Raw genomic sequence first — 17,309 nt, 5'->3', positions numbered from 1 at the left:
CAGGATTGATGGGGAGGTTCCGTGGAGTCGTTCGTCGACCTCGACCGCTGCCTGGGCAGCGTGCCGGGCGCCGTAGTGACCAAGCTCGGCCGGGTGGACATCGGCCGCGGCCGCGAGGAGCTGTTCCGCAACCAGCTGCCGGCGCTGCTGACCGAGCTCGCTCATCGCGCGCGCGTCGCCAGCATCACCGCGTCATCCGCACTCGAAGGCGTTGTGGTGCCCGACCAGGCCCGAGCGTCGGCCATCATCAGCGGCAAGGCAGCCGTACTACGCACCCGCAGCGAGCAGGAGTTCGCCGGCTATCGTGCCGCGCTGGACTACCTGTTCGGCAGCGACTGGCGCCCACTCAACGTCGGCCTGTTACTCCATCTGCACCGTGAGCTCTTCGCAAAGACGAAGGCGCCCGGTGGGCACTTCAAGGAGAGTGACAACCTTGTCCTCGACCGGTCCCCGGATGGCACCGTCGAGGTCCGGTTCGTCCCCGTACCGGCATCGCGCACCGAGTACTACACCGCCGAGCTCGTCGACCGCTATCGCGAAGCTCTGGCCGCCGGCACCCATCACCCGGTCCTGCTGGTCGGGCTATTCGTCTTGGACCTCCTCACGATCCACCCCTTCGAGGATGGCAACGGCCGCGTTGTCCGGGCGCTCACCAACGCGCTGCTCGACGACGCCGGGTACACGGTCGGCAAGTACGTCTCCCTCGAGCAGCTCATCGCCGAGACCGCCGACAAGTACTACGAGGCGTTGCTCGAGTCCACGCACGGCTGGCACGAACGCACCAACGACCCGTGGCCCTGGCTCACCTACTTCGTCGACGTCCTGTCCCGCGCCTACGAGCGGTTCGAGCAGGGCACCACGGCGCAGCGCTCGAGCGGCACGAAGCAGGACCGGGTCCGCGAGTACGTGACCCAGCACGCGCCGCAGATCTTCAAGATCGCCGACGTCCGAGTCGCCCTGCCCGGCATCAGCGACCCCACCATCAGGCTCGCGCTGGACCAGCTCAAGCAAGAGGGGTCCGTGCGGTCCGAAGGGACCGGTAGGTCCGCGGCCTGGATCAAGACGGGCCGTGAGGGGTAGTCACCTCTCAGCCTGCGAAAGCAGGACCTCCCCTGAGGAACACTACGTCGTCCCCCGCCACCACAGTGGGGGGACAAGCGTCCTCGAAGGGGGCGCCGTGGCTGACGTAGTCGAGGTAGAGCCGACCCAGCAGGATGCGCCCGCCGAGAAGCTTCTCAGCACCGGGTGGTGCCGGCGAGTCGGACCGACGAACGGTCAGAGCACCCGACTATCGCCCCGCGAGCAGCTGCCGCGCCATCACGACCCGCTGCACCTGGTTGGTGCCTTCGTAGATCTGGGTGATCTTCGCGTCGCGCATCATCCGTTCGACGGGGAAGTCGGTCGTGTAGCCGGCGCCCCCGAGCAGCTGCACGGCATCGGTGGTCACCTGCATCGCCACGTCGGAGGCGAAGCACTTCGCAGCAGCCCCGAAGAACGGCAGGTCCGCGTCGCCCCGCTCGGACTTGGCCGCCGCGACGTAGACCATCTGGCGCGCGGCCTCGAGGGTCATCGCCATGTCGGCGAGCATGAACTGGATGCCCTGGAAGTCGGCGATCCGCTTGCCGAACTGCTGGCGCTCCTTGACGTAGCCGAGTGCGAAGTCGAGCGCGCCCTGGGCGATGCCGACGGCCTGCGCGCCGATGGTGACGCGGGTGTGGTCCAGCGTCTGGAGGGCAAGCGCCAAGCCGGTCCCCGGCGAGCCGATCATCCGATCACCCGGGATCCGCACGTTGTCGAAGAGCAGCTCGCGCGTCGGCGAGCCCTTGATGCCGAGCTTGCGCTCCTTCTCGCCGAACGTGAAGCCCTCGTCGGACTTCTCGACGATGAAGGCGCTGATGCCCTTGCCGCGCCCGGCCTCGGTGTCGGTGACGGCCAGGACGGTGTAGTACTCCGAGAAGCCGGCGTTGGTGATCCACGACTTCTGCCCGGTGAGGATGAAGTCGTCGCCGTCGGCCTTGGCGCGAGTCTTCATCGCCGCGGTGTCGCTGCCGGCGTCGCGCTCGGAGAGGCCGTAGGAGAAACCGGCCGCGCCGCTCGCCAGCGGGGGCAGGTAGCGGCGCTTGAGGTCCTCGGAGCCGCCGAGGATCAGCGGCAGCGAGCCGAGCTTGTTGACGGCCGGGATGAGCGAGGACGACGCGCACACACGGGCGACCTCCTCGATGACGATGCAGGTGGCGAGCGCGTCGGCGCCCACGCCGTCGTAGTCCTCCGGCACGTGCGGGGCGTGGAAGTCGGAGGCCACGAGGGCGTCGTACGCCGCCTGCGGGAACTCGCTCTTCTCGTCGACCTCCGCGGCGTAGGGAGCGATCTTGTTCTCGGCGAGGTTGCGTACGGCGTCGCGCAGCGCCTCGTGGTCCTCGTTGATGCGGAACAGGTCGAAGTCAGCGTTGCTCATGGTGATCTCCTGGGAGGGAAGGGCTACTTGTCGTAGGTGTAGAAGCCGCGGCCGGCCTTGCGGCCCAGCAGCCCGGCGTCGACCATGCGGTTCAGGAGCGGCGGGGCGGCGTAGAGCGGCTCCTTGAACTCCTCGTAGAGCGACTCGGCCACGGCCTTGGTCGTGTCGAGGCCGATCAGGTCGGCGAGCGCGAGCGGCCCCTGCGGGTGTGCGGCGCCCAGGACCAGCCCGCGGTCGATGTCGGCGGCGGTGGCGAAGCCCGACTCGAGCATCCGGATCGCGGAGAGCACGAAGGGGATCAGCAGCGCGTTGACGACGAAGCCGGCACGGTCCTGGCAGTCGATGGCCTGCTTCCCGAGCTGCTCCTCGACGAACGTGCGCGCGCGATCGGTCGTCTCCTCAGCCGTCAGGAGACTGGGCACGAGCTCGACGAGCTGGAGCACGGGCACCGGGTTGAAGAAGTGGATGCCGATGACCTGCTGCGGGCGGTTGGTCACCACGCCGAGCTTCATGATCGGGATCGAGGAGGTGTTGGAGGCGAGGATCGCCCCGGGCGAGGTGACGATCTCGTCAAGGCGGCGGAAGAGCGCGACCTTGGCGTCCTCGTCCTCGACGATCGCCTCGATGACCAGGTCGCGGTCGGCGAGGTCCTCGAGGGCGGTGACGACGCGGATCCGGGTGAGGACGTCGGCGGCGGAGTCGATCTTGCCCTTGGCCTCCGCGCGCTGCAGCGAGGCCGTCAGACGCTTGCGCCCGGCCGCTGCCGCGGCCTCGCTCGACTCGGCGACGACGACGTCCAGCCCGGCCCGGGCGCACACCTCGGCGATGCCGGCCCCCATCAGGCCGCAGCCCACCACTCCGATGTTGCGCATGTGCTGCTCCCTCGACTCGACGACGCTCCGATACTGAATACCTCCCATATGGTACTCAGTACCAGCGTGGTTGTCTTCCCCCCACCCCCCGACCATCCCCGACCATCCCCGACCATCCCCGCAGGAGGCGCTCATGGAGACCAGGAGAACGAGCTCGAGCCGCGAACGGATGATCCGAGCGGCCTACGAGCTCTTCGAGCAGCGCGGTTTCGAGAAGACGACCGTCGACGACATCGCGGCCCGCGCGGGCGTCGGGCGCACGACGTTCTTCCGCGCGTTCGCGACCAAGGAGGACGTGATCTTCCCCGACCACGACACCCTGGTCGCCTCCGTGCGCGAGCGCCTCGCCGCCGCCACCCCCGCAGCCGCCCTGGTCGCGGTGACCGAGGCCGCCCGGCTCGTGCTGCTGCACTACCTCGCGGAGGGCGACCTGGCCCGCAGCCGCTACCGGCTCACCAGCAACGTCCCGGCGCTGCGCGCGCGCGAGATCAGCGGCCAGCGGCAATACCAACGCACGTTCCACGCCTTCATCCGCACCTGGATGACCTCCGCTTCCGGGGAGGAGACGGACGCCGGCACTGCCCTGCGCGCCGAGCTCATGGCCGACGCGGTCGTCACCGCCCACAACCACGTCCTGCGCCAATGGCTCCGAGGCCGTACGACGACCCCCGAGGTCGACTTCGACGCCGCCATGGCCGCCGTGGTCGAGCTCTTCGCGCCGCAGCCCGCCGCGGAGCGACCCGGCCCGGGCGAGACCCAGGTCGTCGTGCTGCGCACCCAGCGCGACCTGGACGACGTACTGCCTGAGCTGAAGCGGGTGCTGGAGGGCGGCGGGTCACCGTGACCTTCGTCGAGTGACACCGTTTGCATGTCCTGACGGCACTTTTGCATGCTTTTCGTGTCACTCGACGCCACCAGCCGCCACCACCCGCAACTGAAACGTGTTCTAGAACAGGGCTGACGGGAGCGTCCCCAGCCAATACCGTCAGACACGTGCTCCTCGACCTCCAGCTCGACGCCCGCCCCGACCACGCCGCCGACCGGGCCCGCGAGCTGACCGGCACGGGCATCGCCGGCCTCTTCACCTTCGAGGGCCCGCACGACGTCTTCCTCCCCCTGGCCAGCGCGGCGGGCGTGGTCGAGACCGACCTGATGACCAACGTCGCGATCGCGATGCCGCGCAGCCCGATGCACCTAGCCAACGCCGCCTACGACCTGCAGCTGCTCAGCAGGGGCCGCTTCCGGCTCGGGCTGGGCAGCCAGATCAAGCCCCACATCGAGAAGCGGTACGGCGCCACGTGGAGCCCGCCCGCCGCCCGCATGCGCGAGATCGTGCTGGCGGTCAAGGCGATCCTGGCCTCCTGGCAGGACGGCACGCGGTTGGACTTCCGCGGCGAGCACACCCAGCACACGCTGATGCCACCGACGTTCGTGCCCGGCACCAACCCCTTCGGCATCGCGCCGATCCTGCTCGGCGCGCTCGGCCCGGTGATGACCCGCACGGCCGCCGAGGTCGCCGACGGACTGCTGGTCATGCCGTTCCACAGCCACCGGCACTTCCTCGAGCGCACCCTCCCGGCCGTGGCCGAGGGCCTGGCCCGCTCCGAACGCAGCCGCGACGACTTCAGCATCTATCCCCAGGCGATCCTCGCCATGGGCCGCACGACCGACGAGCGGACAGCAGCAGACGCAGCCGCCCGGGGGCTGCTGGCGTTCTACGGCTCCACCCCCGCCTACCTCCCCGTCCTCGAGGTCGAGGGGTGGGCCGACGTGCAGCCCGAGCTCAACGCGCTCTCCAAGGTCGGTGACATCCCAGCCATGATGGCGCTGGTCACCGACGAGATGCTCTCCACGCTCGCGGTGCGCGGCACCCCCGAGGAATGCGCCGCCGAGCTCCACCGCCGCTTCGGCGACCACGCAGAGCGGGTGTGTGCCTACTTCCCCGGCTACGAGCCGGCGCTCGACCAGATCGCGGACCTCGCGAGAGCCCTCGACTAACGCCCAGCCCTCAGGCACAATGGGCACGAACCTGATCATTAGGTCAGATAATGGTCAGTAAATGCGTCATAGGAGGCGGCATGGCTAAGCGTCCACTGCCGGTCCGGGTACGCCGCGGCGCCGCAGAGATCGGCGATCACCTCCTCACGTGGCGCAAGCTGCAGAACTTGACGGCGGAGCAGGTCGCCGATCGCGCGGGCATCTCACGCACCACGTTGCGGCGACTCGAGCACGGCGACCCTGGAGTGGGCTTGGACGTGTTCCTGGGCGTGGCCAGAGCCCTGGGTCAGCTCGACCGCGTCGTGGAGTCCGTCGACCCATATGAAACGGATCTCGGCCGCGCGCGCGCCGACGACGTCCTCCCTCGACGAGTTCGCCGATGACTGGGCCCCCCACCACCCGTGTCCACGTCACGGTCGAGATCGGCGGTACCGCGGTCAAGGCGGGCACGGCCTTCGCCACCGAGCGACGTGGAGTCACCTCGGTCGTCTTCGACTATGACCCCGGCTACCTCGCCAACCGGCGCAGCTATCCGCTTAGCCCTGACCTGTCGCTCGGCACCGGCAAGCACTCTCTCGCAGGACTGCCAGGCTGCTTCGCTGACAGCGCTCCGGACCGGTGGGGCCGCAGCCTCATCGCCAAGCGCGCTCGCGCTCGAGCTCGCGATGACGGACGCCAGCTCGGCTCCATCCAGGAGGTGGACTACCTCTTGGGAGTCAGCGACCCGTCCCGGCAGGGGGCCCTGCGGTTCTCGCTGACCGAAGGCGGCCCCTACCTCGGCACCGAACCGGACGTCCCCAAGCTCGTGGCGCTCCCTCGCCTGTTGCGCGCCGCCGACGCCGTGGCTACCGATGGGGATGATGACATGGGTGCGGTCAAGGAGCTGCTCGACGCAGGGTCGGGCTCCCTGGGTGGAGCGCGTCCCAAAGCGTCAGTACACGACGGCGACAACCTGCTGATCGCAAAGTTTCCTCACCAGAGCGACGAGTGGGACGTCATGGCCTGGGAAATGACTGCTCTTGACCTGGCCGAACGCTGTGGCATCCGGGTGCCTGATCACCAGCTCGTGGACGTCGGCGGCCGCAGCGTCCTCCTGCTCGACCGCTTCGATCGCGACATGGGGACCCGAGTCGGCTACGTCAGCGCGATGACGCTGCTGCGCGTCCGCGACCAGGACCGGGCCGATTACCTCGAGATGGCCGAAGCCCTCAGCGAGCACGGCAGCCAGGTCTCCTTGGACCTGGCTGAGCTGTGGCGTCGGATCGCCTTCTCCCTCATCATCAACAACGTCGACGATCACTTGCGCAACCACGGCTTCCTCCGCGCGACGGCCGGGTGGCGACTTTCCCCGGCGTTCGACATCAACCCGCACCCTGATCCGCGTGCCTCCCGGGCGACCACCATCGGATACGCCGACACCGCTGAGACCGCAGTTGCCGCCCTGTTCGCGTCCGCCGCTGACTTCGGCTTGGACGACACAGAAGCGCGAGCCGTGTGGGCGGCAACCCTGGCCGGGACCGCTTCGTGGCGCGAGGTCGCCACCGCCAACGGCATCAGTACCGGCCAGTGCGACAGATTTGCGGCCGTGATGGACCGCTTCGGCAACCCGCGCCACTGACCCACTCCGAGCGAGGACCAGACCGTCGGCCAGCGGCCGGTCTATCAGTCAGTTAGCACGCTGTGAATCAGTCGATTCGCCTGACCGTCGAGCGTTGATCATGCCCAGATCGCGGACCCCGCGACCTCCTGGGCATGCGGTCGGCCACGGTCGCGTAAGTTCCTCCTCGTGACCACCTCCCAGCCGTCCTACGAGCAGGTCGCCGCACTCCCGGCCTACTGCCAGCAGTCCATCCCCGTCGCCTTCGAGGACTTCAACGGACACCTCAACGTCCGTCACTACCTCGGCATCGCCAGCGAGGGCTTGGACGAGTCCCTCATCGAGGTCGGTATCCCGATGAACTGGCCCGCCGCGGCCGGCCAGGCGGTCTTCTCCGCCGAGCACCACTTGACCTACCTCACCGAGCTGCGCACCGGCGACAAGATCTCCGTGCGCGTGCGCTTCGTCGGCCGCTCCGCACGCGCGGCGCATGTGGTCGTGTACCTGCTCGACGACTCCGGCTCCAAGGTCAGCTATGTCATGGAGGAGATCTTCCTCCACATGGACATGGATACCCGCAAGACCTCCGACTGGCCCGACGACGTCGCCGGCGCCATGGACAAGCGCATCGCCGAGGAGAAGGAGCACGGCTGGGCCCCCGAGCTCTCCGGCTCCGTCGCCCTGCGCTGACCGCACCACACCGTCATTCGTGGCCAAACGTTTGACCACCTCGTGAACTGCCCGCTCAGAACACCGACATGCTGTCGAGCACACCCTCAGCGATGTGCACGATCGCCTGGATCTTGGGCACGTCGTCGAGGACGTCGACCGAGACCAGTTCAGGGGTGTCGGCCTGCGGATACTCGGCGGCGTGGCGTTGACGGCGCATGCGGTCGAAGGGCCGCAGCTGCGGCCCCATCGGCGGGTCCAGCTGAGCCGTGACTGCTCGATAGACCGCCAGATGATCGCCCTGTCGCGTGGGCCTCAACCCCTGGTTGGCCAGGACCGACCACAAGGCTTTCCGTCCAGCGTCATAGAGCATGCCGTAGGCGCCTTCGGGATCTGAGGCGCACGTCTGCTCAGCCGACTCGACGTGCCGCTTTGCTTGTTCGAGCAGACGATCGGCATGTTCGCGGCTCGCCTGGACCCGCTCGAGCTCGCCGTCGACAATCATGTGATCGACCACGACGCGACCCTGTTCCCACTTCATGAAGTCTCCTCCGTACGACGAATCTGGAGCTCGACCATGGGGCGGGCGCGAACGGTGCTGATGAAGGGATCCGTCCCGTCCTCCCACGCGTGGGCGCGGACCCTGCGGATGCTCACCTCGCGATGCAGCACGACCTCGGCTTCACGCGCACGCTCGTTCAGGACGTCCACATCGGCGTCACCGACGACCAACACGTCGACATCCCCAGGGAGGTGACCCGGCTCGCCGCAGTAGCGCGCCGCCCAGGAACCGTAGATGTAGGCCCGCTCAATCCCGCCGATTCCTGTGAGGGCTCGCGTCAAGACGGGCAGCGGCCCATAGGTGACCGCCAACAGGTCGGTCAGCGGACGCACCAAGACCGAGCTCTGCACCGACCGCACCAGCCGGGATGTCCCCATCCGCCGATCGGTCAGCAACCCCGCCTCCACCAGGCGTGACACCTCCTGCTGCACCGACTTCACCGACGCACCGATGCGACCGGCCACCTCGGTGATGCTGAACTCCTGGTCCGGGTTCAGGTAGGTCAGGGCCAAGAGATCGCCCTGGACCTGAGAGCGCAGGAAGGGCAGCAGCGCGGGAGGTGAAGTTCGCATGAGAGTTCTAGTATTAGACACGTCTTAGGTGAATACAAGCCTCAGTATGACGTCGCCAGCAGCGCAGCCACCCGCTCCACCTGCGCCACGTCGGAGCCGGTGGGGATCAGGTGCACCTCGTCGGCCCCCGCCTCCTCGAACCGCGCCAGCACCTCCGCGAGCTCAGACAAGGTCCCAGCGAACCTCGTCGTCGGCGCCATGGCTTCGACGAACTCAGCAGGGATCCAGTTCATGTAGTGCCGCAGGTGGCGGTGCACCTGCTCGCGCGCTGAGCCGTCACCCTCATCCAGGGCGAACCAGAACGACGTGGTCAGCCGCGGCACCCCCCTCCCCGCCTCCGACCAACAGGTCCGCGCAAGCGAGAACAACCCGGCAGCAGCCGAGACGTCCAGGTCCAGGGAGACCCCCGCGAGACCATCAGCCCACGCGGCAGCACTCCGGATCGTCTTCGGCCCCATCGTGCCGACCAGCAACGACGGCCCACCCATCTGCACGGGCAGAGGACCGACCGGCAGCGTCGCACCGGTGACGTCCTCACCGGCCCACACGCGCTTCATCACGGCCACCTGCGACGCCATCCCCGCCATCGTCTGCTCCGAGACCGCAGCGCCGACAGCGCGGTAGTCCTCCTCGCGCCCGCCCACCCCGAACCCCACGGTCAGCCGCCCACCGCTGAGCTGGTCACCGGTGGCGAGCGCCTTCGCGAGCATCACCGGGTCGTGCAGCTGCGGCACGATCACCGTGGTCACGATCCGCACCCGATGCGTCCACGCAGCGACAGCCCCGAGCAGCGTCAGCGTCTCGGGGTTGTCGAAGGCCATCCGCTCGCCGAAGCAGAGCGAGGCGAACGGACCCTCGTCGATCGCGCGCGCCCACGACTCCAGCGTCGCGGCGCCGTCGGCCCACAGGTCCGGCTCCATCACCGGCAGCGTCATCCCCACGTGCATGGCGACACTGTGGCAGACGCCGCGGACAGCGTCAGGGAGTGACGTCGTCGCGGACGAGTGCCGGCGTCACACGTCGCAGCTCGGGGACGAGCGCGACCAGCCCCAGCAACGGCAACAGGGCGAGCGCGGCAAGGGCAGCCGGGATCCCGATGATGCCGCCGAGCCCGCCCACCACGGCGGCGCCGACGGAGCCGCCGACGAGAAAGAGGAGGGTGGCGACGCCGAGAGCGACACCGCGTACGTCGGCCTCGACCGACCCGCCCACGGCCGCCATCAGGGCCGGCTGGCCGAGCCCGAAGGCGACCGTGCAGAGCGCCACGGCGACCACGACGGCGACCGGGGAGATCTGCCAGGTCCCGAACGCCGCCAGCAGCAGCGCCAGCGAGGCGATCACCCCCGACACCGCGAGCGACGCGGCCGACCCGATGCGGATGAGCAGCGCGCCGGCGGTCTTCGGCATCGCGATCGCGAGCCCGGCGCTGGGCAGCAGCAGCAGCCCGACCTGCCAGGGCTCCCAGCCATCGCCGACCAGCACAGCCGGGATGGCGATCAGCTGGGCGAACCACGCCGCAGGCACGGCCGCGGCAGCGACCGCGCTGCGCACGACGGTGCCGTTGCGGATCACCGACATCGGCAGGAAGCCGTGCGGCTTGCGGCGGACTCGCATCGTCACGAGCGGCACCCCGAGGACCATCAGCAGGACCCCGATGCCGGCGATGAGCACGCCCGTCGCGGGCGACTGCACCAGCAGCACCAGCCCCGCGGCGGTCGCAGCGACGAGGACCGCGCCGATGATGTCGAGGCTCGCGCCACTGCCCTCACCGGTCAGCGCCCGCCACAGGAACGGGATGATGAGCACCCCCAGGATCGGCAGCGCCATGACGGCCCGCCACCCGAAGGCGTGCTCCACGACGCCTCCGACGAGGGGCCCCAGGCAGCTGACCGCCGCCGCCATCCCGGCGAGCCGGCCCAGCGCGATGCCGCGCACCTCGCCGTCGTAGCGGGCGCTCACGATCGCTACCCCCAGCGTCGGCACGGCCGCCACCCCCGCGCCCTGGAAGAGCCGCGCGACCAGCAGCACGCCGTACGACGGCGCGAACGCCGCCACCAGCGCCCCAGCCGTCATCAGGGCGATGCCGACGAGCAGGGGGATCTTCACGCCGACCAGGTCGGACACCCTCCCGTAGACGGCCGTCGTGACCGCGAGCATCAAGGTGTAGAGGCTGATCGTCCACGTCGCTTCCCCGACCCCCACCCCGAGGTCCTGCCCCATCAGCGGCAGCGCGATCGCCGCCGACGACGACCCCATCCCCGCCAACCCGAAGAGCGCTCCGAGCAGCAGGGACACCCGGCGCGAGTCGTCAGTGGTCACGAAGAGTCCGAACAGCCCCGACCCTCAGAAGATTCCTCCACCTCGCTGGACGAGCAGCGAGGTGAAGTCGCTCCACTACTGCCCGACCATGACCCCGACCTTCTCCCGGGTGAACCCCGGAAACACCGTCGCCGTAGAAGCACCGGTCCGCGCCGCGACGATCTCCGCCAGCACGCTCCGGTAGTCCGTGGTGACCGCCAGGTCAGCATCGAGCGTGTTGCGCAGGCCCGGCCACCTCCCGTAGTAGGAGCCACCCTTCACCCCGGCCCCGGCCACGAACATCACGTTGCCCCACCCATGGTCCAGACCCCTGTTGGCGTTCTCCTGCACCCGCCGCCCGAACTCACTGATCGTGACCAGGGTGACCTTGTCGGCGACCGGACCCAGGTCGGCGAAGAACGCAGCGATGCAGGTCGCCAGATCGGCCGCACTGCTGGTCATGGCGCCCGCGGCGACGGTCCCCATCTCGGTGTGCATGTCCCAGGACCCCGCGTCGACGGTGACCACCGAGACACCGATCTCTCCACGCAGGGTGCGCGACACCGAGGAGAGTGCCTGGCCCAGGCTGCTGGGGGGAAAGCTGGTCGCCCGGTCCGCTTGTGCCTTGGCGGGGCCGAGATCGACCAGGGCACCCAGGGCGTTCCTGACTCCGGCCCCCATCGGGGTCGACGACTGGGCCCATTGGGTCTTCAGTGACCGGGCCCGGGAGCCGCGGGGGTCGTAGCGCTTGTCCCCACCGGCCAGCACCGCTGTCTCCAGCGACCTGAAGGACATAGCCGCCTCGGTGCCGATCAGCGACATCGGCAGCCCGGAGCCGACCGCGAGCCCTTGCACAGTCGAGGCGACGGCGTCGTCACCGATGAGCCGGTTGAGCCAGCCGACGCGGCTCGACGAACCGGGAGCAGCGTCCTCGAGCTCCTCCATCGCCGCGAAGTGCGACCGGTTCGGCACGGCCATCCCGGTGGCGTGCACCGCCGCGAGCTGACCCGACTCCCACATCGGCAGCAGGGGCGCCAAGGCAGGGTGCAGGCCGAACGAGGCGTCCTTCGCGAGCAGAGCAGCCGACGGGACGGCGATGGTCGGACGGCTGAGGTAGTACGCCGGGTCCGCGTGCGGCACGACGAGCGAGAGCCCGTCTGCCGCACCGCGCAGCGAGAGCACGACCAGGACCGAGGATGCCGGCGACACAGCCACCGACGCGATCTCGGCCGCCGCTCCGGGCAGCCGGCCCAGCGTCACCGCCGTCGAGCCGAACATCGTGGTGGCGCCGACCAGCGCGGCCCCCCGCAGCAGCCCACGACGACTGGTGGAGCCACGAGGCTGTGGGAGACCCGATGTCGGGTCCGAAACGCAGGGGCAGCCGGTCAGGGGCAGGGCTTCAGCAGTCATGGTCGTGCTCCGTCTCAGGGCAGGGTCCAGCAGCACGGCGCGCTAGCGCCGATGCTGCGAGGGAGTCAGTGGTGGTAGAAGGAGGGGCTGTCGAGGATCGCGGCCACGAGCCGCTGCCAGCGCCAGGTGAAGAGGTCGGTCCTCCTCGTCACGATCGTCTTGGGATCGAGCTCGACCGCCTCGCAGCAGGCCTGGACCAGCACCTTGGTCGCCGGTCGGTGCAAGAGCTGTCGCGACAGGTGGTCCACCAGGTCGCGCAACAGGATCTTCCGCTGGGGCAGGTGGCTGACCGGGGTGGGGAAGGACACGTCCGTGGCTCCGACCTGCCCTCCTGCCAGCCACCAGTGGAAGGACATCGACGCCAGGGCGCGGCTCGGTGACGACCACGACACCGCGTCGACCGGCTGCCCGTCCGGGCGTGGCCAGTTCCAGGGCGCCAGGCCGAGGGAGTAGAGAGTCCAGTAGACCTGGTTGGCCGCCGACGAATCGCCCGTCGGGGGCGCCACACTGGCACCCAGCAGGCGGTAGGTCGCGATCACGTCCTCGTCGGGATCGCGGAGCTTCTGGTCGACCGAAGCGGCGAACTCCGCAGAACCCACCAGCTCTCGCAGGACGGGCGCGATCGCGGTGTCGTTGGCCAGGTAGGTTGCCGCCAGCCGTCCGACGAGGGGCTCGGAGGGGACATCGGACACGAACTGTCGCACCAGCTTGTTCGCGATCCGCCGCGCGGTGGCCGGGTGGTGGGCCAGGTGCGAGAGCAACGCCCTGGTGACCTCTCGGCCGTCGGGCAGGAGGTTGGCAGCGCTGAACCCCATGACGCTCACCGGCCCGAGCCAATGATCGACGTTCGAGTAGGACGGGCTCCACGTGCGATAGAGGTCGACTCGCCACCCGGTGAGGATGCGGGCCGCGTCCTTGACCTCGGCCTCGGAGTAGTTGCCCACCCCGACCGTGTGCAGCTCGAGCAGCTCCCTGCCGAGGTTCTCGTTGGGGTGCAGCTTCGTCGAGGTCGCAGCGCCGAGATACATCAGCATGGCGGGGTGCAGCACGGCCTCGGTAAGCAGATCCTCGAATCGACCCAGCGCGTGCTTGCGGATGACGTCGCCGTACGGCGCGCGCAGCGGGAAGATGTTGTCGGCGATGATCGGCACGTGGAAGTGGTTCTCCCAGAACTCGTGCATCACCTCGAGCACCGGTCGTGGTGAGGTCAGCCGGCGCAGCACCGACCTGCGGCCGTAGTCCCACATGACACTGCTGCCAGAACGGACACCCGACACGTTTCGCTGCCATAGCGTGACGGCATCGAGGTGAAGGTCAGGCCACCAATCACAGAGCCCGTCGGCTGAGCCGTCATGGGCCGTGTCGAGCTGCTGGTCGAACCACGCGAGGTGACCCCCGGCCGCCCTGACCTCCTCGGCCAGCGCGGGCGTGATGCCATAGCTGAAGCGGTTGACCAGGTGCCGCGACTCGACCGGCAACACGGGCATCGGCTGGTAGGGCGGGGCCGCCGCGTCAGCTCGACCGGCCGGCAGTGCGACAGCACTGGCGAGAGTGGCACCACTTGCCAGGCGAAGGCCCTGCCGCCGTGAGAGCGCGCGGTCCTGAGGAAAAATTCGTGAAGTAGACATCCGTGTCCCTGTCGTTCGAAATCCATTTCGACAGGGATCTGTTCGGCGTCACCAGGCGGATCTTGAGGCAATCTGCCGCATCACCTTCATGCCTCCTTCATGCCAGGCACCCGGTCAACCTTCGAAGGCCGGCTTCTCCTTGGCGAGGAAGGACCGCACTCCTTCGGCGAAGTCCGGCCCCGTGTAGACCTCTCGCAGCACCTCACCATCCCCCACCGGACTCACCTCGAGCCGCTTGGCCCGGTCCAGCAGTTGGTGCTTCGTGGCCCGCACGGTCACCGGCGACAGCGCGAGGATCCCCTCCACAAGAGAAGAGACTTCGGCGGTCAGCGCCTCCACGTCCGGCACGACGGCCATCACCGCCCCCACGGCATGGGCCCGCTCCGCGTCCACCAGCCGCGCCGCAAGGAGCATCTCCCGCGTCAACGACTCCCCGAACACCGACGAGCACCGGTAGACCAACGACCCCGCCAGCGCGTTGCCCAACGTCCGCGCGATCGGGTAGCCGAACCGGCTCCCCGCCGTCGCCACCCTCAGGTCGCAGTGCGTCGCGACCGCCAGCCCCCCACCGACACACACCCCCGATACCGCCGCGATCGTCACCTGCGGCAACGCGAAGAGCATCTCGAGCAGCTCGCGGATCCAGTCCTCGTAGGCCACCGCGTCCTGCGACAAGAAGTCCGAGATCTCGTTGCCCGCGGCGAACGCCCGACCACCCTCCCCGCGCAGCACCAGCACCCGCACGTCAGCGTCGTCACGCAGCTCCTCGCACAGCTCCCGCATCCCGGCATACATGTCGCGCGTGAACGCGTTGTGCCGCTGCGGCCGGTTGAAAGTGACCTCGACGACGCCGTCCCGGCGCTGGACCTGCAGCTCTTCGCTCACGACCAGGGAGCGTACGGCGTCCCGCACGCCTCCGATCCACCATCCCACCTCACCCGCGGGCGGACCTATCCGCGCACTATTGCCACCGAGGTCCCGGCGGCCAGCACCACCACCCAGGGCCGCGTCTAGCTCGCAACCACGGCCGAGGCGCGCACGGGAGCCGACGGGCCCCGAGCACTCACTCCGAAGGCTGCTGGCTGGGAAAGTGTGACCGGCGGCACCACCGTCGTCTCGCCAGACTGGGCCGTCACGGGCGGCACCAAGACCAAGCCCGGCAATGCGGTCAAGGTCACCAACGGCAACACCGGGAAGCGGCCGACGATCATGCTCCGCAGCAAGAAGATCCGCACCCTCGCCACACAGTCCGCGGGCAGCACTCCCGCGGCGATCGAAGACCTCTCCAATGGCGGAAGCCGCACGGTTCTCGACGACGGGCCGGAGGTCACCTACGGCGGTCACGGCACCCGCGAGCTGGTCCACCGCATGCAGTCGGTAGGCGGCTCTCGTTACCTGTTCGGCGCCGATGGGCAGCACACGAAGCCCAGCAGGGGGTCTGGCCTCACTGATGAGATCGTTGCGCGAGGACGTACCCCGGGGTACGTCCTGTGCGCGAAGGACGCCGCAGCCGACATGAAGCTGTCCGCGATTCGTAACGCAGCTGACGGCCGGACGACGCACCGCATGTACAAGGACGACGGCACGAGCATCGGTGACGCGTGGTCATTCAAAACCAACGGCGCGACCGTCACCGAGTTCGGGGTCCGGGGCGTCATTGCCGCGTTCGCGTTCACTCAGACCTACTTGACCGCAGACGCCACGCTCAGCGCCTACACGCCCGACGTGCAGAACGTGGCGTATACGGGCACGCCGGCCGACGCTGCGAGCACCGCAAAACTGGCGGACCTCAATGCGCTGAGGGTGGCCTACGAGAACATGCGAGCCTCCCATGACGCGCTGATGGCGTTCACGAACTCCATCGTGGACGCGCTCTAGGCGCTCGGGATCTTCAAAGAGCTACTTGCCGCGAGCCTTGTCGACAGCGCCGCGGACGCGCAGGCGGACAGCAGCAACACGGCCGGCTCGCATCGCCTTCGCAGCAGCATCGGGACTGCGCACGGCGATGAAGTTGCCCCATCCGTCCTCGGTGACGAGGTCGGCGGGGTACGGCACGAGGCGCCGCCACTTGTGAGCCTGGCCGTACTCGACGATAGGGTTCCACTCGGACATTAGGACCGTGTAGCCGTGGCCGACGAGAAAGTCCCCGAGGTCGCGGTAGGTGTAGCCCAGCGGAACTGTCTTGTGGTCCTCAAACTCGCACACCACGACGTCAGGCTTCTGTGACCAGTCGAACGTCTGGAGCACGGGCAGGTCAAACCCTTCGGTGTCGACCTTGAGGAAGTCCACGCGACGTCCAGCAACAAGGGTGTCGAGGCGGGCGGTCTCGACCTGCGGGCCCGGCGTGTGGCTGGGGTGGAATGCCGCAAGCGAGCTGATGCCCGACGACACCTCGCTCGTGTAGAGCGTCAGAGTTTCGCCGTCCGTGGCAGTGATCGCCTTGGGGATAATGTCTACTCGCGGGTGCGGGGCGTCTTCGAGGTAGCGGCGGTTCGCCGGGTCGGGCTCGACTGCCAGGACCGACCAGCCGTCCTCGACGAATGGCGTGTGTGCGTAGCCGCGGTGTGCGCCGACGTCGACCATGAACCCGGCGCGCTTGCCGAGCACGTGGTGCGCGATGGCGATCTCGTCGAACTGCACGGGACCGAGGACTTTGGTGGCGGCGCCTTTCAGGAGACTCACTCGCGGCACTCTAGGAGACGCTGGCTGCGATGAGCGCTGCTCCAGTGAAAAACATCAGCCACTCGACCTCGGCCGGACTCTTGGTAACAGACAACGTGACCGTGGCGATGAGACTACGAAGACCCCAATCATCCGGAGGGGGATTTGCAAATCGGGGCTGCTCATGGGCCGCAGCATACGAGACGGGCGCGGCGTCTCCCACTCCGCACGGAAAGCAGCAGGAGGGACTGCCCAGGGATCGGTTGACACCTGACCTGTGAGGATCGCTCCTCGCTGGAAGGATGTCTGTCATGCCGAAGCCGTACCCCAAGGAGTTCCGCGACGATGTCGTGGCCGTTGCCCGCAAGGGCGAAGCTCCGTTGAACCAGATCGCGAAGGACTTCGGGATCTCCGAGGGCTGCCTTCACGGCTGGATGAAGAAAGCCGACATCGAGGACGGTGCCCGGCCAGGCCCGACCGCGGCCGAGTCAGCCGAGCTGCGTGAGGCCAAGAAGCGGATCCGTCTGCTCGAGCAGGAGGCCGAGGTGATGCGACGTGCGGTCGCCTACCTCTCGCGTGACGTCAAC

At 68.7% G+C, this 17,309-nt stretch carries 18 protein-coding genes; 8 read left to right on the top strand and 10 right to left on the bottom strand.

The window, feature by feature from the left end; translation table 11 throughout:
* Nucleotides 1-21 precede the first annotated feature (21 nt).
* A complete protein-coding gene (locus tag BM204_RS18935) occupies nt 22-1,080 on the top strand; it encodes a Fic family protein (RefSeq protein ID WP_091116676.1) in 1,059 nt (352 codons plus the stop codon).
* A gap of 208 nt (nt 1,081-1,288) precedes the next feature.
* On the opposite strand, the gene BM204_RS18930 is transcribed toward BM204_RS18935, so the two are convergent.
* Together BM204_RS18930 and BM204_RS18925 are read right to left on the bottom strand one after the other, a co-directional pair.
* Nucleotides 1,289-2,455, bottom strand: coding sequence for an acyl-CoA dehydrogenase family protein (locus tag BM204_RS18930; RefSeq protein WP_091116674.1), 1,167 nt, complete (start codon nt 2,453-2,455; stop codon nt 1,289-1,291).
* A 23-nt stretch (nt 2,456-2,478) separates the two neighbouring features.
* Nucleotides 2,479-3,327: a 3-hydroxybutyryl-CoA dehydrogenase gene (locus tag BM204_RS18925; RefSeq protein ID WP_091116671.1), complete on the bottom strand. Its 849-nt coding sequence runs from the start codon at nt 3,325-3,327 to the stop codon at nt 2,479-2,481.
* Between the two features lie 133 nt (nt 3,328-3,460).
* Between BM204_RS18925 and BM204_RS18920 the strand changes: the two genes are divergently transcribed.
* The 5 genes from BM204_RS18920 to BM204_RS18900 all read left to right on the top strand — a co-directional run bounded on the left by BM204_RS18920 (nt 3,461) and on the right by BM204_RS18900 (nt 7,612).
* A complete protein-coding gene (locus tag BM204_RS18920; RefSeq protein WP_091116668.1) occupies nt 3,461-4,171 on the top strand; it encodes a TetR family transcriptional regulator in 711 nt (236 codons plus the stop codon).
* Between the two features lie 149 nt (nt 4,172-4,320).
* Complete coding sequence (locus BM204_RS18915; RefSeq protein ID WP_091116665.1) at nt 4,321-5,325, top strand: TIGR03617 family F420-dependent LLM class oxidoreductase; 1,005 nt, start codon at nt 4,321-4,323, stop codon at nt 5,323-5,325.
* Between the two features lie 80 nt (nt 5,326-5,405).
* Entirely contained in the window at nt 5,406-5,708 is a 303-nt protein-coding gene (locus BM204_RS18910; protein WP_091116662.1) for a helix-turn-helix domain-containing protein, read from the top strand.
* On the top strand, nt 5,705-6,943 hold the full coding sequence (locus BM204_RS18905; RefSeq protein ID WP_091116660.1) for a type II toxin-antitoxin system HipA family toxin: 1,239 nt from the start codon (nt 5,705-5,707) through the stop codon (nt 6,941-6,943). Before BM204_RS18910 ends, BM204_RS18905 begins: the two co-directional genes overlap by 4 nt.
* A 168-nt stretch (nt 6,944-7,111) precedes the next feature.
* Nucleotides 7,112-7,612 carry a thioesterase family protein gene (locus BM204_RS18900; protein ID WP_170259253.1) on the top strand — a complete coding sequence of 167 codons (501 nt, stop codon included), beginning with the start codon at nt 7,112-7,114 and terminating at the stop codon, nt 7,610-7,612.
* Nucleotides 7,613-7,667: 55 nt separating this feature from the next.
* On the opposite strand, the gene BM204_RS18895 is transcribed toward BM204_RS18900, so the two are convergent.
* From BM204_RS18895 to BM204_RS18865, 7 genes are all read right to left on the bottom strand, one after another.
* Complete coding sequence (locus BM204_RS18895; protein WP_091116657.1) at nt 7,668-8,132, bottom strand: HEPN domain-containing protein; 465 nt, start codon at nt 8,130-8,132, stop codon at nt 7,668-7,670.
* Complete coding sequence (locus BM204_RS18890; RefSeq protein WP_246166456.1) at nt 8,129-8,665, bottom strand: helix-turn-helix domain-containing protein; 537 nt, start codon at nt 8,663-8,665, stop codon at nt 8,129-8,131. The genes BM204_RS18895 and BM204_RS18890 overlap by 4 nt, the downstream gene beginning before the upstream one ends.
* A gap of 101 nt (nt 8,666-8,766) precedes the next feature.
* Nucleotides 8,767-9,672 carry an LLM class flavin-dependent oxidoreductase gene (locus BM204_RS18885; protein ID WP_218031313.1) on the bottom strand — a complete coding sequence of 302 codons (906 nt, stop codon included), beginning with the start codon at nt 9,670-9,672 and terminating at the stop codon, nt 8,767-8,769.
* 31 nt (nt 9,673-9,703) lie between these two features.
* On the bottom strand, nt 9,704-11,044 hold the full coding sequence (locus BM204_RS18880; protein ID WP_143099839.1) for an MFS transporter: 1,341 nt from the start codon (nt 11,042-11,044) through the stop codon (nt 9,704-9,706).
* Nucleotides 11,045-11,119: 75 nt separating this feature from the next.
* Nucleotides 11,120-12,433 carry a DUF1501 domain-containing protein gene (locus tag BM204_RS18875; protein WP_091116644.1) on the bottom strand — a complete coding sequence of 438 codons (1,314 nt, stop codon included), beginning with the start codon at nt 12,431-12,433 and terminating at the stop codon, nt 11,120-11,122.
* A gap of 65 nt (nt 12,434-12,498) precedes the next feature.
* On the bottom strand, nt 12,499-13,914 hold the full coding sequence (locus tag BM204_RS18870) for a DUF1800 domain-containing protein (protein WP_177223726.1): 1,416 nt from the start codon (nt 13,912-13,914) through the stop codon (nt 12,499-12,501).
* Between the two features lie 261 nt (nt 13,915-14,175).
* Nucleotides 14,176-14,946: an enoyl-CoA hydratase-related protein gene (locus BM204_RS18865; protein WP_091116783.1), complete on the bottom strand. Its 771-nt coding sequence runs from the start codon at nt 14,944-14,946 to the stop codon at nt 14,176-14,178.
* Between the two features lie 207 nt (nt 14,947-15,153).
* Between BM204_RS18865 and BM204_RS18860 the strand changes: the two genes are divergently transcribed.
* Nucleotides 15,154-15,939, top strand: coding sequence for a hypothetical protein (locus BM204_RS18860; RefSeq protein WP_091116640.1), 786 nt, complete (start codon nt 15,154-15,156; stop codon nt 15,937-15,939).
* Nucleotides 15,940-15,960: 21 nt separating this feature from the next.
* Here BM204_RS18860 and BM204_RS18855 read toward each other — a convergent pair whose 3' ends face one another.
* Entirely contained in the window at nt 15,961-16,701 is a 741-nt protein-coding gene (locus BM204_RS18855) for an FkbM family methyltransferase (RefSeq protein ID WP_091116639.1), read from the bottom strand.
* Between the two features lie 332 nt (nt 16,702-17,033).
* On the opposite strand from BM204_RS18855, the gene BM204_RS18850 reads away from it, so the two are divergent.
* The coding region (locus tag BM204_RS18850; protein ID WP_143099835.1) for a transposase at nt 17,034-17,309 on the top strand (276 nt) is incomplete at its 3' end.

The organism is Nocardioides psychrotolerans, from assembly GCF_900113685.1.
Taxonomy (GTDB): Bacteria; Actinomycetota; Actinomycetes; order Propionibacteriales; family Nocardioidaceae; genus Nocardioides; species Nocardioides psychrotolerans.
This window is presented reverse-complemented; position numbering and strand designations above follow the sequence as displayed.